Below are 22482 nucleotides of genomic sequence, written 5' to 3' on the forward strand. Positions count from 1 at the left end.
TGGGCTACACTCGAGTGATGCAGGTGATCACTCAGCGGGAGTTCCGCAACAACTCCGCCGCGGTCATGGACGCGGTCGAAGCCGGCGAGACCTTCCACGTGACGCGCAACGGCGTGGAAATCGCCGAGCTGCGACCGGTGCCGCGCCGCCGTCAGCTGACTGCCGAAGAGCTGGTCGAACGACACAAGCGACTGCCCAAGGTGGATGGGGCTGCCATGAGGCGAGAGGCCGACGAATTCTTCCCGGACAGTCCGTACCTCAGCGACGACGACAACCCGTGGGAGCGCAAGCGTGGCTGAACGCCACGCGAAGGGCGTGCTTGACACCTGCACCTACATCGCGCTCGCCTCACTGGACCCTGAAGTACTCCCGAAGTTTCCGCACATCACCGCGGTAACGATGGCGGAACTTCACCAAGGCGTGGTCATGACAGCAGATCCGGTGGAAAAGAGCCTGCGGAACGAGCAACTGGGCGCGGCGATAGTCGAATTCGAACCATTGCCATTTGATGGCGAAGCCGCCGCGCGGTACGGCACCATGGTGGCCCTGACCATCGCCGCCGGCCGATCACCACGGCCGCGCCAGCTGGACCTGATGATCGCTGCCATCGCCTCGACCCAGGGGCTGCCGCTGTACACCCGCAACCCGGAAGACTTCCGAGGCCTCGAAAGTCAGGTCGAGGTCGTCGAGATCTGACCACGACGAAGGGCTGCCACCGGCGAGTGGCAGCCCTTCGTTCGAATCAGGCCTCTACTTGACCTTCGTCCCCGCCGAGCCGAGCGCCTGGCAAGCCTCGACCACGCGAGCCGCCATGCCGCCCTCGGCGGCCTTCAGGTACGAGCGCGGGTCGTAGACCTTCTTGTTGCCCACCTCGCCGTCGATCTTCAGCACGCCGTCGTAGTTCTTGAAGAAGTGATCGACGATCGGACGGGTGAAGGCGTACTGGGTGTCCGTGTCGACGTTCATCTTGACGACGCCGTAAGTCACCGCCGCGCGGATCTCCTCCGGGAGCGAGCCCGAGCCGCCGTGGAAGACCAGCTCGAACGGCTTGGCGCCGGCGTCGAGGCCGAGCTTCTTGGCGGCCGCTTCCTGGCCGCCCTTCAGCACGTCGGGGCGGAGCTTGACGTTGCCCGGCTTGTAGACGCCGTGGACGTTGCCGAAGGTCGCGGCCAGCAGGTAGCGGCCGTTCTCGCCTGAGCCGAGGGCGTCGATGGTCTTCAGGAAGTCGCCTTCGGCGGTGTAGAGCTTCTCGTTGATGTCGTGCGCGACGCCGTCTTCCTCGCCGCCGACGACGCCGATCTCGACCTCGAGGATGATCTTCGCGGCGGCCGTCTTGGCGAGCAGCTCCTGCGCGATCTGCAGGTTCTCGTCGAGGTCGATCGCGGAGCCGTCCCACATGTGCGACTGGAAGAGCGGGTTCTGGCCGTTCTTCACGCGCTCGGCCGAGATCTCGATCAGCGGGCGGACGAAGCCGTCGAGCTTGTCCTTCGGGCAGTGGTCGGTGTGGAGCGCGACGTTGACGTCGTACTTCGCCGCCACGACCTGCGCGAACTCGGCCAACGCGGTCGCGCCGGTGACCATGTCCTTCACCTTCTGCCCGGACGCGAACTCCGCGCCGCCGGTGGAGAACTGGATGATCCCGTCGCTCTCCGCCTCGGCGAACCCGCGGATCGCGGCGTTCACGGTCTCCGACGAGGTCACGTTGATGGCCGGGTAGGCGAACTCGTTCGCCTTGGCCCGGTCGAGCATCTCCGCGTAGACCTCGGGGGTGGCGATGGGCATCGTTTCCTCCTCGGAACTGACTGGCTTCTCAGCCGCATCGTACGAGGTGGACCGGCCGCGTGGGCCGGTCCACCTCATTTGGGACGCCTATGGACATCCTCACGTGGAACGATTCAGATCAACTCGGCCGCCAGCGCCCGGTACGCCGGGAACGGGTCCTCGTTCAGGACCTGGATGTTCACGTGGTCAGCGCCCGCGTCGAGGTGCGCGCGCACGCCCGCCGCGATGGCCGGCGCGTCGCCGTGCAGGACCAGGGCGTCGACGAGCCGGTCGCTGCCCTCGCCGGCGAGGTCTTCCTCCGTGAAACCGAGCTTGCGCAGGTTGGCCGTGTAGTTGGACAGCTGCAGGTAGAACTGCACGGTCTTGCGGCCGAGCGCCCGCGCGCGCTCGGGGTCGGTGTCGAAGACCACCTTGTGCTCGGGCGCGAGCAGCGGGCCGGTGCCGAGGATCTCGCGGGCGGAGCGCGTGTGCTCCGCGGTGACCAGGTACGGGTGCGCGCCGGCCGTGCGGTCGCCCGCCAGCTTCAGCACCTTCGGGCCCAGCGCGGCCAGCGCGCGCGACGCCTGGGGGACGTCCGCCGCGTCGAGGCCGTCGAGATATTCAACGAGGGCGGCATAGGGCTTCTTGTACTCCTGCGTCGCCTCCGGGTGACCCGCGCCGACGCCGAGAAGGAACCGGCCGGGGTGCTTCGCCTCGATGCGGTGGAACGCCTTCGCGATGGACTCGGGTGTGTCGGCCCAGATGTTGACGATGCCGGTCGCGACGGCGAGGTGGTCGGTCGCGTCGAGCAGTTCCTCGACGATCGCCAGGTCGCCGCCGGGCGAGCCGCCCAGCCACACCGCGCCGTAGCCGAGCTTCTCCACCTCCGCCGCGAACTCGCCGTTCGCCTGCGTGGCGCCGCGCCAAATGCCGATCCTGCCCAGTTCGATAGCCATAACCCATCCCTACACCCGATGCCCGGCGGATTCTTCCGGGCCCGAAGGCTAGTTTCGTGGCATGACCAAGCTCGGCAACTCGGAACTCGACGTTTACGGCCTCAACCTCGGCTGCAACGTCTTCAATTTCACCGCGGACGAAGAGACGTCCCACGCGGTGCTCGACGCCTACGCTTCAGCCGGCGGCAACTTCCTCGACACCGCGGACGTGTACGGCGGTGGCGGCGGCTCGGAGACGATCATCGGCAACTGGCTGACCAAGCGGGGCCGCCGCGACGACATCGTGGTCGCCACGAAGGTCGGCGCGTGGGAGGAGCGCAAGGGCCTGTCGGCGGCCAACATCACGGCTGCCGCCGAGGATTCGTTGCGGCGGCTGCAAACCGACCACATCGACCTCTACTACGCACACAAGGACGACCAGGACACGCCGCTCGAGGAGACGCTGTCGGCGTTCGACGCCCTCGTGCGCGCGGGCAAGGTGCGCTACATCGCGGCGTCGAACTACTCGGCGGAGCGGCTGACCGAGGCACTGTCCATTTCGGACCGAGAAGGCCTCGCGCGGTACGTGGCCCTGCAGCCGCACTACAACCTGGTGGAACGCGACTACGAGACCGACCTGGCACCGACGGTTTCGCGCGAGGGGCTTTCGACGCTGCCGTATTTCGCTCTGGCGATGGGGTTCTTGACGGGCAAGTACCGTTCGGTGGACGAGGTGGGCGACTCCCCGCGCGCCCCGCGCGCGGTGAAGTACCTCGACGGCCGCGGCGAGCGCGTGCTGGCGGCGCTGGACTCGATCGCCTCGGCGCACGGTGCGTCCGTCGCCTCGGTGGCGCTGGCCTGGCTGCGCGTGCAGCCGACGGTGGCCGCGCCGATCGCGAGCGCCCGCACGCCGGAGCAGCTGACGGATCTCGTGGCGTCGGTGTCGCTGGAGCTGACGGGTGACGAGGTCGAGGCGCTGAACAAGGCGTCGGTCTAGAACGCGCTGATGTTCTGAGCTCGTTCGCGGCGGGTCAGGGTGCTGACGACCGCACCCTGACCGTGCCGCCGGACGGCGAGCCGGGACAGCAACGTGAGTACGGGCGTGAAGGCCGCATCGGGGAAGTCCGGCGCCGGCCGCGCCACGCTCGCGGCGAGGTCGGCGGAGTGGACGACGAGCTCCAGCAGGCGTGTGTGCAGGAAGTCGTTGCGACGCAAGGACCAGCCCTGCCACGGAATGTCCACCCGCTCCGCCGCCTGCCCGCGCAAGTGCCGAGTGACCACGGCGAGGTCGGCGTCGTACCGCGAGAGCATCCAGTCGAAGCCCGAGGCGGCCTCGGCGTCGTCGGTGGTGCGGTCGTTGGCCGCATCGGCGAGCGAGGTCGACGTGACCCAGGCGGCCCGCGCGTAGTGCTCGTCGACCGCGGCGAGCACCGGCAGGGTCGACGGGACCGCGAGCAGCTCGGCGGCTCGCGTCACCTGGCGGGCGAGGTGGCAGGCCAGCGCACCCACCGAAAGCTCCGGCAACGCGCTGGGCTCGGCCCAGCGCTCGCGTACGACGTCAAGCCGCAGCAGCGTCGAACAGACCGCAGCGGCGTCGAGAAACGGTTGGTCGAGATCCCTCACATGAGCACCAGCCATGCCCGTAGCCAACCACCTGCCGCAACCTACCGAGAAGTAGCTTACCCCGGGTAGGTTGCGGTAGCGTCCCCTCACAAGCGGAAACGCACGCCGAGGAGGGCACCAGTGGTCAAGAACGTGGACGGCAAGGTCGTGCTGATCACCGGGGCCGCGCGGGGCATCGGGGCCGGGCTGGCGGAGCGGCTGGCCGCGCGGGGAGCCAAGGTCGCGCTGGTCGGCTTGGAGGCGGACGAGCAGGCGAAGGTCGCCGAGAAGATCGGCCCTAACGCCAAGGCCTGGGAAGCCGACGTGACCAGCTGGGACGACCTAGAAGCGGCCACCCAGGGCGTCGTGGAGCACTTCGGCGGGATCGACATCGTCATCGCCAACGCGGGGATCGCCACGGCCGGCTTCGTGCGGTCCGTGGACCTCAAGGCGTTCGAGAAGGTCATCGAGGTCGACCTGCTCGGCGTGTGGCGCACGTTCCGCGTGACCCTGCCGCACGTGATCGAGCGGCGCGGCTACCTGCTGGCGATCTCGTCGCTCGCCGCGATCACGCACGCGCCCGGCATGGCGAACTACGCGGCGGCCAAGGCGGGCGTCGAGGCGTTCTCCAACAGCCTGCGCGCCGAGGTCGCGCACCTGGGGGTGAAGGTCGGCGTCGCGCACCCGACGTGGATCCGCACGGACTTGGTCGAAAGCGCCGACGCGCACCCGGTGTTCGGGAAGCTGCGGGCGTCGATGCCGGGGCTGATCGGGAAGACGTACCCGCTCGACGTGGCGCTGGACGACCTCGAGGCGGGCATCCTCAAGCGCGCGCGGACGATCCACGTGCCACGCTGGGTCGGCGGCCTCAAGCTGCTGCGCGCGTTCCTGCCGCCGATCGTCGAGCTCGGCGCGCGGGCCCGCGTGCCGGCGGCGGACAAGGCCGCGCTGGAGGACATCGAAAAGCGCGGCGCCTACGAGTCGGCGGTGACCGGCCACGGCGGCCGCGCGGCCACCGACCGCTAGAGGAGCCGCACATGTCGCGTCGCGACCAGATCCGCATGACGCCCGAGGAGATCCAGGCCTACCTCGAGGAGCAGAAGGTCATCAACGTCGCCACGATCGGGCCGAACAATCGCCCCCACCTGGCGCCGCTGTGGTACTTCCCGCACGAGGACGGCGTCGCGACGTGGACGTACGGCAGCTCGCAGAAGGCGAAGAACCTGCGCCGCCTGCCGGAGGCCACCGTGCTCGTCGAGAGTGGCGATTCCTACGAGAAGCTGCGCGGCATCTCACTCGAGGCCGACGTGCAGATCATCGAGGACACCGACGAGGTCACCCGCATGGGCATCACGCTCATGCGGCGCTACGCGGGCGCCAAACCGGGCGACCCCGTGCCCGCCGAACTCAGCGAGTTCATCGGCCGCCAGGCCCCGAAACGCATCGGCCTGATCTTCCACCCGACCAAGATCGTCTCATGGGATCACACGAAGCTCGGCGGAACGTACTGACGGGTAGCAGGTACTTTCGAGTAACTGTTACTTGAGGTAACGTCATCTGTGGCAGACCCCAGCGCAGCGGAGGCCGACAGATGACCGAGCGGTTCAAGGTCGTGATCGTGGGCACCGGGTTCTCCGGGCTCGGGCAGGCGATCCAGCTCGAAAAGTCCGGCATCCGGGACTACGTGATCCTGGAGAAGGCCGACGAAGTGGGCGGCACCTGGCGGGACAACTCGTACCCCGGGTGCGCCTGCGACGTCCAGTCGCACATGTACTCGTTCTCCTACGAGCAGAACCCGGACTGGTCCCGGTCGTTCTCGCCGCAGCCGGAGATCTTCTCCTACCTCAAGGGCGTCGCGGACAAGTACCGGCTGCGCGAGCGCATCCGGTTCGGAGTGGAGATCATCGGGGCCCACTGGGACGCGGGCGAGCGCCGCTGGACGGTCGAGACCAAAAGCGGCGACGAGTTCTCCGCGCAATTCCTGATTTCCGGCGTCGGCGGGCTGCACATCCCGTCGGTTCCGAAGCTGCCGGGAATCGAGAAGTTCACCGGCCAGACGTGGCACTCGGCGCAGTGGAACCACGAGTTCGACCTGCACGGCAAGAAGGTCGCGGTGGTGGGCACGGGGGCAAGCGCGATCCAGTTCGTGCCGCAGATAGCGCCGGACGTCGCCGAGCTGACGTTGTTCCAGCGCACGCCGCCGTGGATCATGCCCAAGCCGGACCACGCGATGCCCGCCTGGGCGAAGCAGCTCTTCCGCTCCGTGCCGGGCACGCAACGCCTGTACCGCAACGCGTTGTACTGGCTGCTCGAAGCACGCGCCATCGGTTTCAACGGGCACCCGAAGCTCATGCACGCGGCCGAGTCCATCGCGCGCCATCACATCGCGAAGGGCATCCGCGACCCGGAGTTGCGCCGCAAGGTGACGCCGGACTACACCATGGGCTGCAAGCGCGTGCTCATCTCCAACGACTACTACCCGGCCCTGAACCGGGGAGGCGTCGACGTGGTCACCGACGGCGTCCGCGAGGTCTGCGAGAACAGCGTGGTCGACGAAGCCGGGGTGGAGCACGAGGTCGACGCGATCATCTACGGCACCGGCTTCCACGTCACGGATGCGTTGGAGTACCTGGACATCACGGGCGTCGAAGGCCGCAGCCTCGCGAAAACCTGGGCCACGGAAGGGATCCGCACGCACAAGGGCATCACCGTCGCCGGGTTCCCGAACCTGTTCTTCCTGTTGGGCCCGAACACCGCGCTGGGCCACAACTCCGTGGTGTTCATGATCGAGGCGCAGTCGCGCTACGTCGTCGACGCGATCAAGCTCGCCGACTCCCACGCGGCCGCCGCGCTCGACGTGCGCCCGTCCGTGCAGGACCAGTTCCAGGCCGAGATCCAGGACAAGCTGGTCAAGGGCGTGTGGACGCAGGGTGGCTGCACGAGCTGGTACCTCGATGCGAAGGGCGTGAACCGCACGATCTGGCCCGGCTTCACGTGGAAGTACTGGCTCGAGACGCGCCGGGTGGAGCCGAGCGACTACGAGCTGTCCGGGCGACCCTCGTGAACCCCCTTGAGCACGAACAGCTCGTGCTGCGCGCGCGTGACGTCACGTTCGACTGGGCCGCGCTGCCGATGCACTGAATCCCCGGCGAACCGCAGGCCACGCACAGCATCAACGTGCTGCGCATCGCCCTGCCCGAAGGCGAACGCTGGTTCGTCGAGGTCTTCAAGCAGGCCGTGCCGCTGATCCGCGACGAGCGCCTCAAGGAGGACGTCCTCGGCTTCATCGGCCAGGAGGCCACGCGCGCCCAAGCCCACGACGGCGCCGCGGAGCACCTGGAAGCCGCGGGCCTGCCCGTGCGGCCGTTCGTGGCGCAGATGGAGTGGTTGTTCCGGCGGCTGCTGGGAGATCGTCCGGGCACCGGCGAGGCATGGCTTGTCGAACGGCTCGCGCTGATCGCCGCGATCGAGCACTACGGTGCCGAGGAAGTCGAGCACCGGTCCGTGACATACGACCTGTTCTGCCACCTCGACGGCCGCTACTCACGCCGCGTGCGCAGCATGGCCGTGGTGACGCCGGTGCTGGCGTGGGTTTTCGTGCGGCGCACCAAGTTCCTCATGCGCAACGATCCAGCACTACCGGGTCGAGCGGCCTGGCGGGCGTACCGGAAAGCGGCCAAGAAGGGTGTGGTGCCCGCGCCGCGCGAGCTGCTGCGGGACATCCGGCCGTACTTGCGGCGCTCGTACCACCCGACGAAGACCGGCGACACCGACCAGGCCGTGGCGTATCTGGCGAGCTCACCCGCGGCCCGGGCGGCCGACGCACCGAAGTGATCCCCGACTTCCCGCCGCGGCTCGACGGGACGGGCCGCCGCGACCGGCTGATGTCCACTTTGGACGGGGTCGGCGCGGTCCACCGGCGGCTCGCCCGGTACTCCGGGCGGCGCCGGCCGCCCGTGCAGGCGGTGGGCCGGGAGTTGCCGCTGGTGGCTGCCGGTTCCGCCCGGACACCGAGTACGACGTCCCCGCCTCCGGCGCGGAACTCCTCGAATGCGTCCCCGACGGCGCCTCGGTCTCCTGCTGCGGGCCGACGCCGATGATCACCGGCGTCCGCGTGGACCTCCAGCGCACCGGCGCCAAGGCCGTGTACTTCGAACGATTCTCGACGCCGCCGAATCGTCGGCGGCCGGCCGTACACCGTGGTCCTGCGCCGCGGCGGCCACACGCTCGCCGTGCCGGCCGACCGGTCGACGCTCGACGTGGTGCGCGAGGTGCTGCCTGACATGGCGTTCTCCTGCCGGCAGGGCTTCCGCGGCACGTGCGCCGTGGCGACCCCGGACGGCAGGTCGGTGCGGGTCTGCGTTGACCGCGGACCCGCCGTCCTGGAGCTGCAGGTGTTACCCCTGCGGAACCCAGGCGCCGAGCACCGGCTTGTACTCGCGAATCGAGCGCTCGGCGACCACACCTTCGAGCTGGTACGGGTCCTTGCCGATCAGTTCCTCGAGTGCCGCCTCGTCCTCGGCCTGCCACAGGACCAGACCGCCGGAGCCGTCGGCGAGCGGTCCCGCCACGGCCACGCGGCCATCGGCGGAGTGCTGGCTCAACCACTCACGGTGACGGGGCCGGACGTCGGCCACCTTCTCCTGCACGTAACGGATTTCGACCAGGTACCAGGCCATGTGGATCTCCCGGGTGGGTGCGTTGGTGACACTGCCGACGCTACCGGGCAACACCTCGGGGTCCCAGCATCCGACCAGTGGCGGGACCGAGCTCACCCGATACGCTAGGGCTGCGTCAGCAGCTCGGCGCAGGGGCACCACAGGGGTCGAGAACAGGCAGGCAGGGGTACATGCTGGAGGGCAACGCGGAACGCAGTGTCGAGGCGACCCTCGGGCACCTGCGGACCATGGACGGGCCGGTGCCGCCGCAGCAGCCGGCCGCACCGCTGACCCTGGAGGACCTGTACCGCCAGCACCGGATGCGGCTCGTGCGGCTGGCGATCCTGCTGGTGGACGAGCCGGCGACGGCCGAGGACGTGGTGCAGGAGGCGTTCACCGGTCTGCACCGCAACTGGGGCCGGCTGCGCGACGCGGCCGCGGCTGTCGGCTACCTGCGCACGGCCGTGGTCAACGGTTCACGCAGCGTGCTGCGGCGGCGGAAAACCGCCCGTGAATACGTGCCGCCGCACGCCGTGAACGCGCGTTCCGCGGAGAGCCTCGCGATGCTGTCGAGCGAGCACCAAGCCGTGGTCAGTGCCCTTTCGAAGCTCCCGCCGCGCCAGCGCGAGGTGCTGGTGCTCCGGTACTACGGGGGCCTGTCCGAGGCTGAGATTTCCGAAGCCGCGGGCATCTCGAAGGGTACCGTGAAATCGACCGCCAGCCGGGCGCTGGAGGCCCTGCAGAAGGCGATGCAGACCCCACAGTGACCCGGGTGGACCAATCTCGATCACCGAGTTGCGTAGCCATGTCTGGTCCAGACCAATATATGCTGGAGGGCGTGAAGCACGCCGGAGACTTCGTCATCACGGGCGGCCGGGTCGTCGCCCCGGACCGCGTACTCGACGACGGCTGGCTCGCCGTCTCCGACGGGCGGATCGCCGCAGTCGGCACCGGGACGCCGCCGGGCGGCCCCGAGACCGAGATCGTCGACGTGGGCGGAGCGCTCGTGGTACCCGGGTTCGTCGACACCCACTGCCACGGCGGTGGCGGCGCCTCGTTCTCCACACTGGATCCCGACGAGATCCTCACGGCGGTGCGCGCGCACCGGCGCCACGGCACCACGACCACGCTCGCGAGCCTGGTCTCGGACCCGATCGACCTGCTGACCGAGCAGATCGCGGCGCTGCGCGAGCTCGTGCAAGAGGGCGAGCTCGCCGGCATCCACCTCGAAGGCCCGTTCATCTCACGTGCCCGCTGCGGCGCGCACGACCCGGACACGCTGCGTGAACCGGACACCGGCACCGTCGAGAAGCTGCTGCGCGCGGGCGCCGGTGCGATCCGCATGGTCACGCTCGCGCCGGAGCTCAACGGCGGCGTGAAGGCAGTGCGCCAGCTCGCCGAATCGGGCGTGACGGCTGCGATCGGGCACACCGACGGCCTCGCCGAGCAGCTCGTGCCGGCCATCGACGCGGGTGCCACCGTGGCGACGCACCTGTTCAACGGCATGCGTCCCCTGCACCACCGCGAGCCGGGCCCGGTCGGCGTGCTGCTGGACGACGAGCGCGTGACGGTCGAGCTCATCTGCGACCTCGTGCACCTGCACCCGACTGTGGTCCGCCTGGCCGCTTCGCACGCGGGCCGCGGCCGGACCGTGCTGATCACCGACGCCATGTCGGCCACCGACGCCGCCGACGGCCGCTACACGCTGGGCCGCCTCGAGGTCGACGTGCACGACGGCGTGGCCACGCTGGACAACGGATCACTGGCCGGCAGCACGTTGACGATGGACAACGCCTTCCGCAACCTCGTGAAGGGTGCCAAACTCGGTGTCCTCGACGCCGTCCGGGCGACCTCCGGCCGGCCCGCCGAGCTGCTGGGCATCGCCGACCGCACGGGTTCGCTGCGGCCGGGCCTCGCCGCCGACGTCGTGATCCTCGACGACGACCTGCGGCCGGTCCGGGTGCTGCGCCGGGGCGAGTGGGTCGCCGAGGTCGGCCGGGCTACCTTGAGCACGTAAGCGACTACGCGGGCCGCCCGCGGGGAAGTACGGAGAGGGATGAGCGAGCCGAAGGACCCGGAGCGACTGCTCGCCGACGCCCTGCGCGCCCAGGCCGTGTTCGCCCCGCACACCAGCTCGCAGCCCGCCGCCGAGGCCACGGGCCCCGCCGGCGCGACCGGCCCCACCGAGGAGCTCCCGCCCCGCTACGGCCTGCTCTCCGGCGCGGGCGCCGACTCCCTCGAACGCGAACGCGCGGCCCTGGACCACGCCTCCGGCCAGCGGACGGCGCAGGTCGCCTCGGGTGTTCGGCCGGTTCCCGCACCGGACCCCGCGACGGTCCGCCAGGCCGCGCCCGGCCCCGCGCCGCTGCCGGCGCACTGGGTGCTGCTGCTGGCTCTCCTGCTGGGCTTGGCCGCGGGCTCGGTCATCGGCCTGCTCACTTTGGTCTGACCCCAGCGGCGAAAAGGCAGGGAAAACCCCCGCCACCTGCGGTGGTTCTCCCTGTGAGGGCACTCAGGGTCACCCTGTACCGTTTTCGGTGTGATTCTCGCCCAGAGCGCAGTGACGACCATGTCCATCCTGCCGTCGTGGCTGGACCCGGAGCAGCTGCTGTCCGGCCTGACCGTGCCGGTCATCGCGGTGCTCTGCCTGATCATCTTCATCGAGAGCAGCATCTTCCCGGTGCTGCCGGGTGACTCGCTGCTGTTCACGGCGGGCCTGTTCATCGCCAACGGCACGCTGCAGGCACCCCTGTGGGTGGTGTGCGTGCTGGTGACGGCGGCGGCGCTGCTCGGCAACGTCTGCGGGTACTACCTCGGCTACTTCGTCGGCCCGAAGCTGTTCAACCGGCCCGATTCGAAGTTCTTCAAGAAGGAGTACGTCGACAAGACGCACGCCTTCCTCGACCACCACGGGCCCAAGGCCGTGGTGCTGGCGCGGTTCGTGCCGTTCGTGCGGACGTTCATCACCTGGATCGCCGGCATCGGCCGCATGGACCCCAAGCGGTACTTCACCTACACGGTGCTGGGCGGCATCCTGTGGGCCGCCGGCATCACGGTGCTGGGGTCGCTGCTGGGCAACATCGGCTTCATCCGCGACAACGTCGACGCCATCTTCGTGGTGATCGTGCTCGTGTCCGTGGTGCCGATCCTGCTCGAGTACCTCAAGAGCCGCCGCGAGAAGAAGGCCCGTGTGGGCGCTCCGGAGGAGAACGCCGCCGAGGTCACGCAGCGGATCCCGCGCGTGCGCGACTGATCGAGAAGCGCAAACGGCGCCGGCCCCGAGCGGGGACCGGCGCCGTTTTTTCGTGCAACCTCAGTCCGTCATCGAGAACATCGACTCCGGGTTGAACAGGTTTTCCGGATCCAGCGCCTGCTTGATCTGCCGGTGCACCCGCATCCCGACGGGGCCGATCTCGCGCGCCAGCCAGTCGCGCTTGATCTTGCCGACTCCGTGCTCGCCCGTGACCGTGCCGCCGAGCGAGAGACCGATCTCCAGGATGTCGTCGAACGCCTGCCGCGCGCGGGCGAACTCGTCCTCGGAGTCGGGCGCGTAGACGATCGTCGGGTGCATGTTGCCGTCGCCGGCGTGGCCGACCACGGCGATCTTCAGGCCCACCTTCTCGCTCACCTGCTCGCAGCCGCGGATCAGCTCGGCGATGCGGGTGCGCGGCACGCTGACGTCGTCGGTGAGCCAGATGCCGTACGTCTCCAGCGCGGTCAGGACCACGCGCCGCGCCTGCAGCAGCATCTTGCCCTCTTCGAGGTCGTCGGTGGCGTAGACCAGGTCGGCGCCGCAGTCGGCGCAGATCTGCTCCAGCACGGCGAGCTCGCGCAACGCGGCCTCACCGCCGACGTCGGACTGCGCCAGCAGCAGCGCCTGGCAGTCGGACCCGGCGCCGAGGTCGGTCTTGAGGTAGGTCTCCGACGCCTTGATCGACGCCGCGTCCATGATCTCCAGCAGCGACGGCACGAGTCCCTCGCGCACGACCCGCGCCACGGCCTCACCCGCCGCCTCCGTGGTGCTGAAGCCCGCGACGAGCGTCGCCGGCGCCTGCGGCAACGGGCGCAACGCCACGGTGGCCTCCGTGATCACGCCGAGCGTGCCCTCGCTGCCGATGAACAGCTTCGTCAGGTCGTAGCCCGCCACGCCTTTCACAGTGCGGCGGCCGGTCTTGAGCAGCGACCCGTCAGCCAGCACGACCTCGAGGCCGAGCACGGAGTCGGTGGTCACGCCGTACTTCACGCAACACAGGCCGCCGGCGTTGGTGGAGAGGTTGCCGCCGATCGTGCACCAGTCGTAGCTAGACGGGTCGGGCGGGTAGAACAGGCCGTGCTTCTCGACGGCGGTGCGGAAGTCGAGGTTGACCACGCCGGGTTGCACCACGGCGAGGCGGTTGCCGGGGTCGATCTCCACGATCTTGTCGAGCTTGGTCAGCACCAGGACCACGCAGCCGTCGATGGCGTTGGCCGCGCCGGACAGGCCGCTGCCCGCCCCGCGCGGCACCACCGGCACCTTCGCCTCTGCGCACGCTTTGACCACCGCCCGCACCCCCGCCGTGTCCGCGGGCAGCACCACTGCCAGCGGCTTCCCGGACGGGGCGAGCGGCATCATGTCGCGCGAGTAGCTCGCGGTCACGTCGGCGTCGGTGAGCACGGCCTCCTTGCCGAGCTCGTCGCGGAGTCGCTGAAGGAGGGCGTCAGGGCTCATGGCTTCATCGTAAGCCCAGATATCTCCGCAGTGCGGAATAGAATTTCCGAATTTCAGCCAGATGGCGACTTGCCCGGCGTGGCCCCTTCAGCGCGCGAGCCCGTAGACGCGGTCGATGTTGATCGTGAGCACCAGCCGCTGGTCGGCCACCATCGCCGCGCGGTACTCGGCCCAGTCGGGGTGCTCGCCACCGATCTTGCGGTACAGCTCGACCAGCGCCTCGACGGTCGGGTCGTCGGGCGCGGCGGCGACCGGCGTCAGCACGGCCTCGCCCTCCGCCACCGCGTACGACCAGCCGTTCTCGCTGCCCACGTGGTAGCTCACGCGCGGGTCGCGGCGCATGTTCTTCGTCTTCGCCCGCGTCTCGGTGATCGACACGAGGATCTTGCGCTCGGCGGCGTCGAAGTGGTGGCTGACGGTGGACAGCTGGGGCCGCCCGTCGCGCTTGAGGGTGGCCAGCACGCCGTTGCGGCGAGCGCCGATGAGGTCGTACAGCGGTGTGTCGTCGGTCATACCCCTATCCAACCCGTCACGCTCCGCCTTGTTCCCCAGGACCCTGACCAGGGCCTTCAGACTCGGAGAAAACGGACGAACACCCTCCGGTGAATATCTGCTTGCATGCAACAACTAAAGTGTGATGCGACACAACCGGGGTCCGCGAGCTTGCGCAGAGCGCGGATCAGGCACACTCTTGCTTAAGGCAACTAGTTGCAGCCGCCAAACAACGGTTTGTTTCACCGCGAGAAAGATCGACCGAATGGCACCGAACAGCGCCGCCACCCGGCCCAAGGACGGACTCGACCTGGCCGACCAGCTCGGACACGAGCTGGTCCGATTCATGCGCCTGATCACCAAGGCGAAGTCGCAGGTCTCCAAACAGGGCCCGGACGGCATCGAGCGGGCCGCGTACGCGATCCTCTTCTGCCTCATCCACGAGGGGCCGCAGCGCACCAGCAAGCTCGCCGAGTTCCTGCACTCCGAAATCTCCACCATCAGCAGGCAGTCGAGCGCGCTCGTGCAGCACGGATTGGTGGAACGTCAGGCCGACCCCGAAGACGGCCGCGCCTGCTTGCTGGCGCCCACCGCCGAAGGCCTGCGGGTCTTCGACGAGAACCGCAAGCAGCGCAACCTCTGGCTCGCCGACGTCCTCGGCGACTGGACCCAGGAGGATCGCGAGACCCTCAACGAGCTGTTCGGGCGGCTCAACACCGGTATCGAGAACAACTTTCCAGACATGACCGACTCCGCGCCGGCGGACTCGGTGCACGCCAAGGGGGCCTAGGAAGAGCATGAGCACCACCGTCGAGAAACAACCTCAGCAGCGGGGGGGAGCACCCGTCGTCGACGCGGCCGGTGTGCCGCGGCTGAGCCACCGCCAGATCGTCACGATCCTGAGCGGACTCATGTGCGGCATGTTCCTCGCCGCACTGGACCAGACGATCGTGGGTACCTCGATCGTCAAGATCGCCAACGACCTGCACGGCTTCGACCTGCAGGCGTGGGCCACCACGGCGTACCTGATCACGTCGACGATCGTCACGCCGATCTACGGCAAGCTGTCGGACATCTACGGCCGCAAGCCGTTCTACCTCGCTGCGATCTCGATCTTCGTCGCCGGTTCGCTGGCTTCGACGTTTTCGCAGTCGATGTACGAGCTCGCCGCGTTCCGCGCGGTGCAGGGCCTCGGCGCCGGCGGTCTGATGTCGCTGGCCATGACCATCATCGGTGACGTGGTACCGCCGCGCGAACGCCCGCGGTACCAGGGTTACATCCTCGCCGTCTTCGGTCTGTCCACTGTGCTCGGTCCGGTGCTCGGCGGCTTCTTCGCCGGCTTCGACACGCTCGGCGGCATCTCCGGCTGGCGCTGGGTCTTCCTGATCAACGTGCCGATCGGCGTCGTCGCGCTGTTCGTGGTCGCCAAGGTGCTGAACGTGCCGCACGTGCCGCAGAAGCACAAGATCGACTGGTGGGGCGCGCTTTCGCTCGTCGTGGCGGTGGTGCCGTTCCTGATCGTCGCCGAACAGGGCCAGACCTGGGGCTGGGGCGATTTCAAGGCGATCATCTGCTACGTGATCGGCGGCGTCGGCATCGCCGCGTTCATCCTCGTCGAGAAGCTGATGAAGGACGCCGCGCTGATCCCGTTGCGGCTGTTCAAGAACTCGACGTTCACCGTCGCGATCATCGGTGGTGTCATCGTCGGTGTCGCGATGTTCGGTGCGATCACGATGATCCCGCAGTTCATGCAGGTGGTTCAGGGCTACACGCCGACCGAATCGGGTCTGCTGATGCTGCCGCTCATGGGTGGCCTGATGCTGAGCTCGATCGCGTCCGGCCGGATCATGTCGAAGACCGGGCGCTACAAGATCTTCCCGATCGTCGGCACGCTGCTGATCGCGGGCGGCGCGTTCTTCTTCGCGCAGGTCCACTACGACTCGCCGCTGTGGCACCCGCTCGTCGCCGCGGCCATCATCGGCCTCGGCCTCGGCCAGTGCATGCAGACGCTGGTCATCGCGGTGCAGAACGCCGGGCCGCGCAGCGACATGGGCGCCTCCACGGCGTCGGCCACGTTCTTCCGCCAGATCGGTGGTACGGCCGGTGTCGCGGTGTTCCTGACGATTCTGTTCAACGTGCTGCCGGGCAACATCACCAAGGCGTTCGGCGGGAACCCGCCGGCCGGTGCCGGTGCGCAGCTGGCCGACATCCAGACGAACACCAGCGTGATTCAGACGCTGCCGGACGCGCTGAAGACCCCGATCCTCATCGGATTCACCGAGTCGATCACCACGGTCTTCTACGTCGCCGGCGCGGTCGCGCTGCTGGCCACGATCGTGCTGCTCTTCCTGAAGGAGATTCCGCTCGCGGGCATGAACCCGGCCGCCGCGGCGGTCGAGGGCGGCGAGGCGCTGCTCGAGGAAAGCGAGACGCCGACCGACATCGTCGACCAGGCGGCCAAGCCGGGCTCGCTCTTCGAAGAACAGCCGCGAGAACCCGTTCTCGTCGGCGCAGGCGGAAGGCACTCGATGAACGGCAACGGTCACGGCGACCCGCAGGCGATTTCGGGCTCGCTGCCCATGCCGATCACCAACTCGGCCGTGGGTGCGGGCGTCGACGTGCCGCTGGGCGCGGGCGGTCCCCCGGTGACCGGGCACGTGCGCCGGCAGGACGGCAGCCACGTCAGCGCCGCCGCGCTGACGCTGATCGACCAGCAGGGCCGTCAGGTCGCGCGGGCGACCGGCAACGGCGACGGCAGCTACTCCGTGCCGACGCAGGGCCCGGGCACCTACGTGCTGATCGTGGCCGCTCCCGGCCACCAGCCGCAGGCCTCCAGCGTGGTGGTCGGCGGTGGCCCGGCGAAGCTCGACGTGACGCTCACCGGCTCGGGCGAGCTGACCGGTGTCGTGCGGTCCGTGGGGATCGGTTCCCCGCTGGCCAACGCCACCGTGACGCTCACCGACTCGCGCGGCGAGGTCAACGGCGCCTTCATCACGGCCGACGACGGCGTGTACACCTTCAGCGGTGTCGGTGCCGGGCAGTACACGCTGGTCGCGAGCGGCCCGCACTACCGCCCGGTGGCGGTCACCCTGACCGTGCCCGACAGTGGCGTGCTGCGCCACGACGTCGAGCTGGCCGGTGCCGTGCTGATGCAGGGCGTCGCGCGCACCGAGGGCGACCGGATCGTGCCGGACGCGCGGATCACCGTGCTCGACGCGAACGGCAACGTCGCGGCGGTCGCGCGCACGGACGGTGACGGCCGCTACGTGGTGAGCGACCTGCCGGTCGGCGCTTACACGGTGGTGGCGAGCGGTTACCCGCCGGCCACCAGCCAGGTGACGCTGACCGACGGCGAGGCCGAGCACGACGTGCGCCTGAGCTACGACCAGGCGCTCGACGAGCTGGTCGACCGCTCATGACCGCGGGCCTGCGAGGACAGCTGCGGGCCAACGGCGGCTGGCCGGTCGAGAACGCCGTGCTCACGGTGACCGACCTCAACGGCCGTCAGGTCGCCCGCCAGGTCACGGACGCGAAGGGGGCAGTGGTCACCGACGCACTGCCTCCGGGCGTCTACACCGCCGTCATCACGGCGCCGGGGTACACGCCCACGGCCCGCACGGTGCAGATCGGCTCCGACGGCGCCGGGTTGCTGGGCGACATCGCCCTGGCCCCGGTGGCCGAGGCCGTGGAGCTGCCGCCGGCCGGGCCGTGGACGATCGACCCGGTGCACTCCTCGGTGGTCGCGACCGCCCGACACATGGGCATCGCGAGCATCAAGGTGCGGTTCCCCGACGTCGGCGGGCGCATCGACATCACGCGCCCGGTGGAACGCTCGACGGTGCGGGCCGAGATCAAGGCGGGCAGCATCGAGACCGGCATCAAGATGCGCGACGACCACCTGCGTTCGGCCGAGTTCCTCGACGTGGAGGCCTTCCCGCTGATCACGTTCGAGAGCACGGGCCTTTCGCAGCGCGGCACGGACACCTGGGTGCTGCTGGGCGAGCTGACCCTGCACGGCGAGCGCCGCCAGGTCGAGCTCGACCTGCGCTACCAGGGCCACGGCCCGGACCCGTGGGGCGGTGTGCGCGCCGCGTTCCACGCCGAGACCCAGCTGCACCGCAACGACTTCGCGATCAACTACAGCGCGATGGTCCGCGCGGGCGTCGCCGCGATCGGCACCACGGTCAAGGTGGAGCTGGACATCGAAGCGGTGCAAGGCGAGTCCCTGCCGCAGTTCTAGTGGTTTGTGCAATTCGGGCCGTCCGGGGAAACTTCCCGGGCGGCCCGTTCGTTTGCTCCATTGGTGAACGCGCAGTTCATTGCAGGAATACCGAAAGTGACCGGAAGGCTGGATTCGATGGTTCCTTCTTTCCGGCGATCGCGGCCACGTAGGCTCTTCGCGTGAACCCCGCAAGCATCGAGGCCGCCGGAGTCGGCGTGAGCTGGCTGGACACCGCCGGTCCGCTGCTCGTCTGGGTGATCGTGCTTTCCTTCGTGTTCGTGGAATGCGCGCTCATCGTCGGCCTTTTCCTGCCGGGCGACTCGCTCCTCTTCGGCGCCGGCGTGGTGCTCGCCCAGCACGGCTCCGACGCGAACGCGTGGCTTCTGTCGGGCGCCGCGCTCGTGGTGGCCGTCGGCGGCAACCAGGTGGGCTACTACATCGGCCGAAGTACGGGCACCCGCTTCATCGCCCGCCGTGGCGGCAAGGTACTCAACCGCCACAACCTCGACCGAGCCCAACGGTTCCTGGACCGCAAGGGCTTCTTCGCCATCGTCGCGGCGCGGTGGATCCCGTGGATCCGCACCCTCGCCCCGCTCATCGCCGGCGCCGCCCGCATGGATCCTCGGCGCTTCCTGGCGGCTACCAGCCTGGGTGGCCTGCTGTGGGTCCCCACCTTGGTCCTGCTGGGCTACTACGGCGCCGGCCTGCTGGACGCCCTGCCGTGGCTGAAGACGGCGGCCCTGTGGGTGAGCGTGGCGTTCTTCGTCCTGGGGACGGGGTACGGGGTGCTTCGGTACCGCCAGGAAATGCGCCGGCCCGTCGACGAACCGGACGACGCCCACGCGTGACGCTTCGGCTTCGGTTCGCGCCTGAGCCGCTGGCCCGCACGGCGCTCCGGGGCTGACGTGCTTCGCTTCGGCCACGCCGCTTGGCCCCCTGACCGCGCGGCGGCGACGGTACGACGAAACCGGTGGCCCAGGCCGCAAACCGCCGACTTGTCCACAGCTTCACCCAGGGTGTGGGCAACTCCGATCGACCCCGCCTGTATCGCGAAACCGCGAGGACGGCGAAGCACAGTCGTCATCAGAGTTGTTCGGCGCCACAACGGAAACCGGCCCGAAGGCGCCGGGCTTCGAGCGCCCACACCGGCAAAACCCGCTCTACAACTCGGGATCCGACCAGATCTCCAGCTGTATCCCATCCGGATCCCGGAACACGATCACCGATGACCCCTCGAACGTCCGCGACGTCGTCGGCCGCAGGTACGACACCCCGTACTCCGAGAGCCGGTCCTCCCACTCGCAGAGTTCCGCCCTCGACGACACCGAGAACGCGACGTGATCCAGCCCTGTCCGGCGCTCGTCGAAGCCACGGCGGTCGGTGTCCGGGTGCTGGACCAGGACGACGGAAAACCCGTCACCCGCGGACTTCAGCACGACCTTGTGGACCCCGGTCTCGGGGTCTTCGCGGCGGTGGCTCTCCTCGAGGTCGAGCACCCGCGCGTACCACGGGACGCTGCGTTCCACATCGGTCACGGTGAGCGCCAGATGGTGCACAGACGTGAGCTTGGGCATGACTTTCGCGGCCGTCCTTTCCGACCCCCGGCTGCGCACTCTGTGCGTTTGCGACGCGGGGCGCTTGTCACCCACCCCGTGAACCGGCGCCGCCGCGACCCCGGTCGTCCAACTGCCCCGGAGGCTCCACCAGAGTGACACAGCCGCCTCGGTCGGTCGGACGGATTCACCGACTTTCGCCACGAATCGTGATCTGCTCGTCGCCCGGCGTCCCACAGGCCGGGATGACGTGAACACGAGTAGCACCCCAGCGGAACGCCGAACCGCGCGTCGACCACATGCTGAGACACAACTCAGCGGCCGCCGCCGACCTCCAGCACCGCGCCGACCGTGAACGACGACGCGGGTGACAGCAGCCACAGCACGGCCTCGGCGATCTCCGCGGGCTCGCCCGGCCGGCCCAGCGGAATCCCCGGTGACAGCCGTTCGATGCGGTCGGGCAGGCCGGCTGCCTCGTGCAGGCCGGTGGCCACGAGCCCGGGCGCCACGGCGTTCACCCGGATGCCCTCGCTCGCCACCTCCTGCGCGAGCCCGTACGTCAGCGTGTCCACCGCGGCCTTCGTCGCCGCGTAGTGCACCCACTCGCCCGCCGAGCCCGTGCGCGCGGCTGTGGACGAGACGTTGACGATGGCGCCACCAGGGCCGCCGTACCGCGTCGAGAGCCGCCGCACGGCCTCGCGGCAGCACAGGAACACGCCGCCGACGTTGACCTCCAGCACGCGCCGCACGGTGGCCGTGCTCTGCTCGTCCAGGCGACCCGGCGTGTTGCCGGTGATAGCCGCGTTGTTCACGACGCCGGCCAGCGACCCCAGCTCCCCGGCGGTGCCGAAGAGCTTGCGGACCTGCCGTTCGTCGGCGACGTCGGCGCGCACCGCCAGCGCCTTGCGCCCGTGCGCCCGGACCTGCGAAACGACCTCGGCCGCCGGCTCGGAGTCGCCGGAGTAGTTGACCACCACGTCGTAACCGCGCTCGGCCGCGAGCGTGCAGATCGCCGCGCCGATCCCGCGGCTGCCGCCGGTGACGACGAGAACCCCGGTCACAGGGCGAAGTTCACGAGCGGCAGGTTCTCCAGCAGGAGGTCGGCACGGTCACGGGTGCTCGTGATGAGGTCGGCGTTGCGCTGGTCCGAGCCGAGCGCGCGCTGGCGTGCCTCGACCAGTGACCGGCCGTAACGGCGGTGGCGCGAAACCAGCCGTTCGATCCGCTCGGGCTCGTCGGGCGCGAGGAACCACGCCTCGGTGAGGTACTGGCGCACACCGCTCCACGGGTCGTCGGGCAACAGCAGGTAGTTGCCCTCCGTGATCACCAGCTGCACCTCGGGCGCCACCGCGACCGCGCCCGCGATGGGTTCCTCGATCTCGCGGCGGAACTCCGGCGCGTAAACGGTTTCCCTGCCCTTCGCGAGCCGGCGAATGAGGTGGACGTAGCCCGCGGCGTCGAACGTGTCGGGCGCGCCCTTGCGGTCGGCGCGCCCGAGCCGGCGCAGCTCCACTTGCGCGAGGTGGAAGCCGTCCATCCCGACGACGGCCGCGCGGGAGCCCAGCGCGTTGGCGATCGCCCAGGCCAGCGTGGTCTTGCCGGACGCGGGCGCGCCGATGATGCCGAGCACGCTGCGCTGCCGCGGCTTGGCGAGGCCCTCGGCCCGTGCCAGGAGGTCTTCGAACGCCGTCATCGCACTCCTTCTCCCCACTTCGAGATCGCCGCCGTCCAAGACCGCGGCCCCACGTGGCGGACGCGCTCGCCGGCCACCGCGTTCGCGTGCCGGATCCACCCGTCCACCGAGCTTCCACCGGCCGCGACCGCGTGCGTGAGCGCGCCGTGCCACACGTCGCCGGCTCCCAGTGTGTCCCGCGCCCCGACATCGTTGACAGGCACCTGGCCTGAGTCTTCCGCAGTGCTCCAGCGAACGGGATCCGGCCCCGCGGTCCTGATCACGACGGGTACTCCGCGTTCATGCAATCCCGGCCCGGGCGCGGCGAAGTGCGCGGCGCACGCGGCGACGTCCACCAGCGGCAACAGGTCTTCCAGCACGGGTTTCCAGCTGCCGGCGTCGAGCACCACGGGCACGCCGAGTGACCGCGCGGCCCGCGCGACGGCCAGCGCGAGCTCGGGATGGTGGCCGTCGACGAGGACGGCGCCCGCGGCGCGGACGAGCCCGGCGAGATCCGGAACCTCCGCCGGCGCACCCGAGGCGGCGTTGCGCGAGACGACCGTTCGCTCCCCATCGGAGTCGCGCACGACCACGGCGCTCACCGGCGGCGAGTCGGCGCACGCGGGGTCGAGGTCCACGACGTCGACCCCGCACGCGATGAGGTCGGCGTGCGCGAGCGCTGCCAGCGGGTGGGCCCCGACGACCGTGACGAGCGTCGCGGCGGCCCCGAGCGCGGCCACGGCCACGGCGGCGTTGGTCGCCGGCCCACCGGCCGCGACGTCCACCCGCAGCGACTGCACCTTCTCACCCGGCGCCGGGAACTGCGACACCCGTTGCACGACGTCGACGGTGCACAGCCCCGCCAGCAGCACGCGCACG

General features: G+C 69.6%; 24 protein-coding genes and 1 pseudogene. 15 read left to right on the top strand and 10 right to left on the bottom strand.

Features of this window, described 5'->3' with window-relative positions; genetic code table 11:
- The first annotated feature begins 17 nt into the window (after positions 1 to 17).
- Entirely contained in the window at positions 18 to 299 is a 282-nt protein-coding gene (locus tag AB0F91_RS15615; RefSeq protein WP_360598293.1) for a type II toxin-antitoxin system prevent-host-death family antitoxin, read from the top strand.
- Entirely contained in the window at positions 292 to 696 is a 405-nt protein-coding gene (locus tag AB0F91_RS15620) for a type II toxin-antitoxin system VapC family toxin (RefSeq protein ID WP_360598111.1), read from the top strand. The genes AB0F91_RS15615 and AB0F91_RS15620 overlap by 8 nt, the downstream gene beginning before the upstream one ends.
- Before the next feature lie 54 nt (positions 697 to 750).
- On the opposite strand, the gene fbaA is transcribed toward AB0F91_RS15620, so the two are convergent.
- On the bottom strand, positions 751 to 1782 hold the full coding sequence (gene fbaA, locus AB0F91_RS15625; protein WP_360598113.1) for a class II fructose-bisphosphate aldolase: 1032 nt from the start codon (positions 1780 to 1782) through the stop codon (positions 751 to 753).
- A gap of 113 nt (positions 1783 to 1895) precedes the next feature.
- Positions 1896 to 2717 carry an LLM class F420-dependent oxidoreductase gene (locus AB0F91_RS15630; protein ID WP_360598115.1) on the bottom strand — a complete coding sequence of 274 codons (822 nt, stop codon included), beginning with the start codon at positions 2715 to 2717 and terminating at the stop codon, positions 1896 to 1898.
- Positions 2718 to 2778: 61 nt separating this feature from the next.
- On the opposite strand from AB0F91_RS15630, the gene AB0F91_RS15635 reads away from it, so the two are divergent.
- On the top strand, positions 2779 to 3693 hold the full coding sequence (locus tag AB0F91_RS15635) for an aldo/keto reductase (protein WP_360598116.1): 915 nt from the start codon (positions 2779 to 2781) through the stop codon (positions 3691 to 3693).
- On the opposite strand, the gene AB0F91_RS15640 is transcribed toward AB0F91_RS15635, so the two are convergent.
- Entirely contained in the window at positions 3690 to 4319 is a 630-nt protein-coding gene (locus AB0F91_RS15640; protein ID WP_360598118.1) for a maleylpyruvate isomerase N-terminal domain-containing protein, read from the bottom strand. The genes AB0F91_RS15635 and AB0F91_RS15640 overlap by 4 nt on opposite strands.
- A gap of 120 nt (positions 4320 to 4439) precedes the next feature.
- Between AB0F91_RS15640 and AB0F91_RS15645 the strand changes: the two genes are divergently transcribed.
- From AB0F91_RS15645 to AB0F91_RS15660, 4 genes and pseudogenes are all read left to right on the top strand, one after another.
- On the top strand, positions 4440 to 5324 hold the full coding sequence (locus AB0F91_RS15645; protein ID WP_360598120.1) for an SDR family oxidoreductase: 885 nt from the start codon (positions 4440 to 4442) through the stop codon (positions 5322 to 5324).
- An 11-nt stretch (positions 5325 to 5335) separates the two neighbouring features.
- Entirely contained in the window at positions 5336 to 5809 is a 474-nt protein-coding gene (locus AB0F91_RS15650) for a pyridoxamine 5'-phosphate oxidase family protein (RefSeq protein ID WP_360598122.1), read from the top strand.
- Between the two features lie 80 nt (positions 5810 to 5889).
- Entirely contained in the window at positions 5890 to 7362 is a 1473-nt protein-coding gene (locus AB0F91_RS15655; RefSeq protein WP_360598124.1) for an NAD(P)/FAD-dependent oxidoreductase, read from the top strand.
- A pseudogene (locus tag AB0F91_RS15660) lies at positions 7359 to 8132 on the top strand (metal-dependent hydrolase). Before AB0F91_RS15655 ends, AB0F91_RS15660 begins: the two are co-directional and overlap by 4 nt.
- A 563-nt stretch (positions 8133 to 8695) precedes the next feature.
- Here the strand turns inward: AB0F91_RS15660 and AB0F91_RS15665 are convergent.
- Positions 8696 to 8977: a YciI family protein gene (locus AB0F91_RS15665; RefSeq protein ID WP_360598126.1), complete on the bottom strand. Its 282-nt coding sequence runs from the start codon at positions 8975 to 8977 to the stop codon at positions 8696 to 8698.
- Positions 8978 to 9147: 170 nt separating this feature from the next.
- Here AB0F91_RS15665 and AB0F91_RS15670 point away from each other — a divergent pair, with 170 nt between their 5' ends.
- From AB0F91_RS15670 to AB0F91_RS15685, 4 genes are all read left to right on the top strand, one after another.
- A complete protein-coding gene (locus tag AB0F91_RS15670) occupies positions 9148 to 9723 on the top strand; it encodes a SigE family RNA polymerase sigma factor (protein ID WP_285971557.1) in 576 nt (191 codons plus the stop codon).
- A gap of 59 nt (positions 9724 to 9782) precedes the next feature.
- Positions 9783 to 10973, top strand: a complete 1191-nt coding sequence (nagA, locus tag AB0F91_RS15675; protein WP_360598128.1) for an N-acetylglucosamine-6-phosphate deacetylase — start codon at positions 9783 to 9785, stop codon at positions 10971 to 10973.
- 39 nt (positions 10974 to 11012) lie between these two features.
- Positions 11013 to 11405: a hypothetical protein gene (locus tag AB0F91_RS15680; protein WP_360598129.1), complete on the top strand. Its 393-nt coding sequence runs from the start codon at positions 11013 to 11015 to the stop codon at positions 11403 to 11405.
- Between the two features lie 90 nt (positions 11406 to 11495).
- A complete protein-coding gene (locus AB0F91_RS15685; RefSeq protein WP_360598131.1) occupies positions 11496 to 12209 on the top strand; it encodes a VTT domain-containing protein in 714 nt (237 codons plus the stop codon).
- A 60-nt stretch (positions 12210 to 12269) separates the two neighbouring features.
- Here AB0F91_RS15685 and AB0F91_RS15690 read toward each other — a convergent pair whose 3' ends face one another.
- Complete coding sequence (locus AB0F91_RS15690; protein WP_360598133.1) at positions 12270 to 13664, bottom strand: FAD-linked oxidase C-terminal domain-containing protein; 1395 nt, start codon at positions 13662 to 13664, stop codon at positions 12270 to 12272.
- Between the two features lie 87 nt (positions 13665 to 13751).
- Positions 13752 to 14177 carry a PPOX class F420-dependent oxidoreductase gene (locus tag AB0F91_RS15695; RefSeq protein ID WP_360598135.1) on the bottom strand — a complete coding sequence of 142 codons (426 nt, stop codon included), beginning with the start codon at positions 14175 to 14177 and terminating at the stop codon, positions 13752 to 13754.
- Positions 14178 to 14421: 244 nt separating this feature from the next.
- On the opposite strand from AB0F91_RS15695, the gene AB0F91_RS15700 reads away from it, so the two are divergent.
- From AB0F91_RS15700 to AB0F91_RS15715, 4 genes are all read left to right on the top strand, one after another.
- Positions 14422 to 14946 (top strand): MarR family transcriptional regulator, encoded by a 525-nt coding sequence (locus tag AB0F91_RS15700; protein WP_360598137.1) that lies wholly within the window; start codon positions 14422 to 14424, stop codon positions 14944 to 14946.
- A 7-nt stretch (positions 14947 to 14953) separates the two neighbouring features.
- A complete protein-coding gene (locus AB0F91_RS15705) occupies positions 14954 to 17575 on the top strand; it encodes an MFS transporter (protein WP_360598138.1) in 2622 nt (873 codons plus the stop codon).
- Positions 17572 to 18396, top strand: a complete 825-nt coding sequence (locus AB0F91_RS15710) for a YceI family protein (RefSeq protein ID WP_360598140.1) — start codon at positions 17572 to 17574, stop codon at positions 18394 to 18396. The genes AB0F91_RS15705 and AB0F91_RS15710 overlap by 4 nt, the downstream gene beginning before the upstream one ends.
- Before the next feature lie 161 nt (positions 18397 to 18557).
- A complete protein-coding gene (locus tag AB0F91_RS15715) occupies positions 18558 to 19226 on the top strand; it encodes a DedA family protein (protein WP_360598142.1) in 669 nt (222 codons plus the stop codon).
- Between the two features lie 312 nt (positions 19227 to 19538).
- Here AB0F91_RS15715 and AB0F91_RS15720 read toward each other — a convergent pair whose 3' ends face one another.
- The 4 genes from AB0F91_RS15720 to AB0F91_RS15735 all read right to left on the bottom strand — a co-directional run bounded on the left by AB0F91_RS15720 (position 19539) and on the right by AB0F91_RS15735 (position 22481).
- Positions 19539 to 19952: a VOC family protein gene (locus AB0F91_RS15720; protein WP_360598144.1), complete on the bottom strand. Its 414-nt coding sequence runs from the start codon at positions 19950 to 19952 to the stop codon at positions 19539 to 19541.
- Between the two features lie 293 nt (positions 19953 to 20245).
- Complete coding sequence (locus tag AB0F91_RS15725; protein ID WP_360598145.1) at positions 20246 to 20992, bottom strand: SDR family oxidoreductase; 747 nt, start codon at positions 20990 to 20992, stop codon at positions 20246 to 20248.
- Positions 20989 to 21624 carry a nucleoside/nucleotide kinase family protein gene (locus tag AB0F91_RS15730; RefSeq protein WP_360598147.1) on the bottom strand — a complete coding sequence of 212 codons (636 nt, stop codon included), beginning with the start codon at positions 21622 to 21624 and terminating at the stop codon, positions 20989 to 20991. Before AB0F91_RS15730 ends, AB0F91_RS15725 begins: the two co-directional genes overlap by 4 nt.
- Positions 21621 to 22481 carry a PfkB family carbohydrate kinase gene (locus AB0F91_RS15735; protein ID WP_360598149.1) on the bottom strand — a complete coding sequence of 287 codons (861 nt, stop codon included), beginning with the start codon at positions 22479 to 22481 and terminating at the stop codon, positions 21621 to 21623. Before AB0F91_RS15735 ends, AB0F91_RS15730 begins: the two co-directional genes overlap by 4 nt.
- Position 22482: the final 1 nt, after the last annotated feature.

The sequence above is a fragment of the Amycolatopsis sp. NPDC023774 genome (genome assembly GCF_040639695.1).
GTDB lineage: Bacteria > Actinomycetota > Actinomycetes > Mycobacteriales > Pseudonocardiaceae > Amycolatopsis.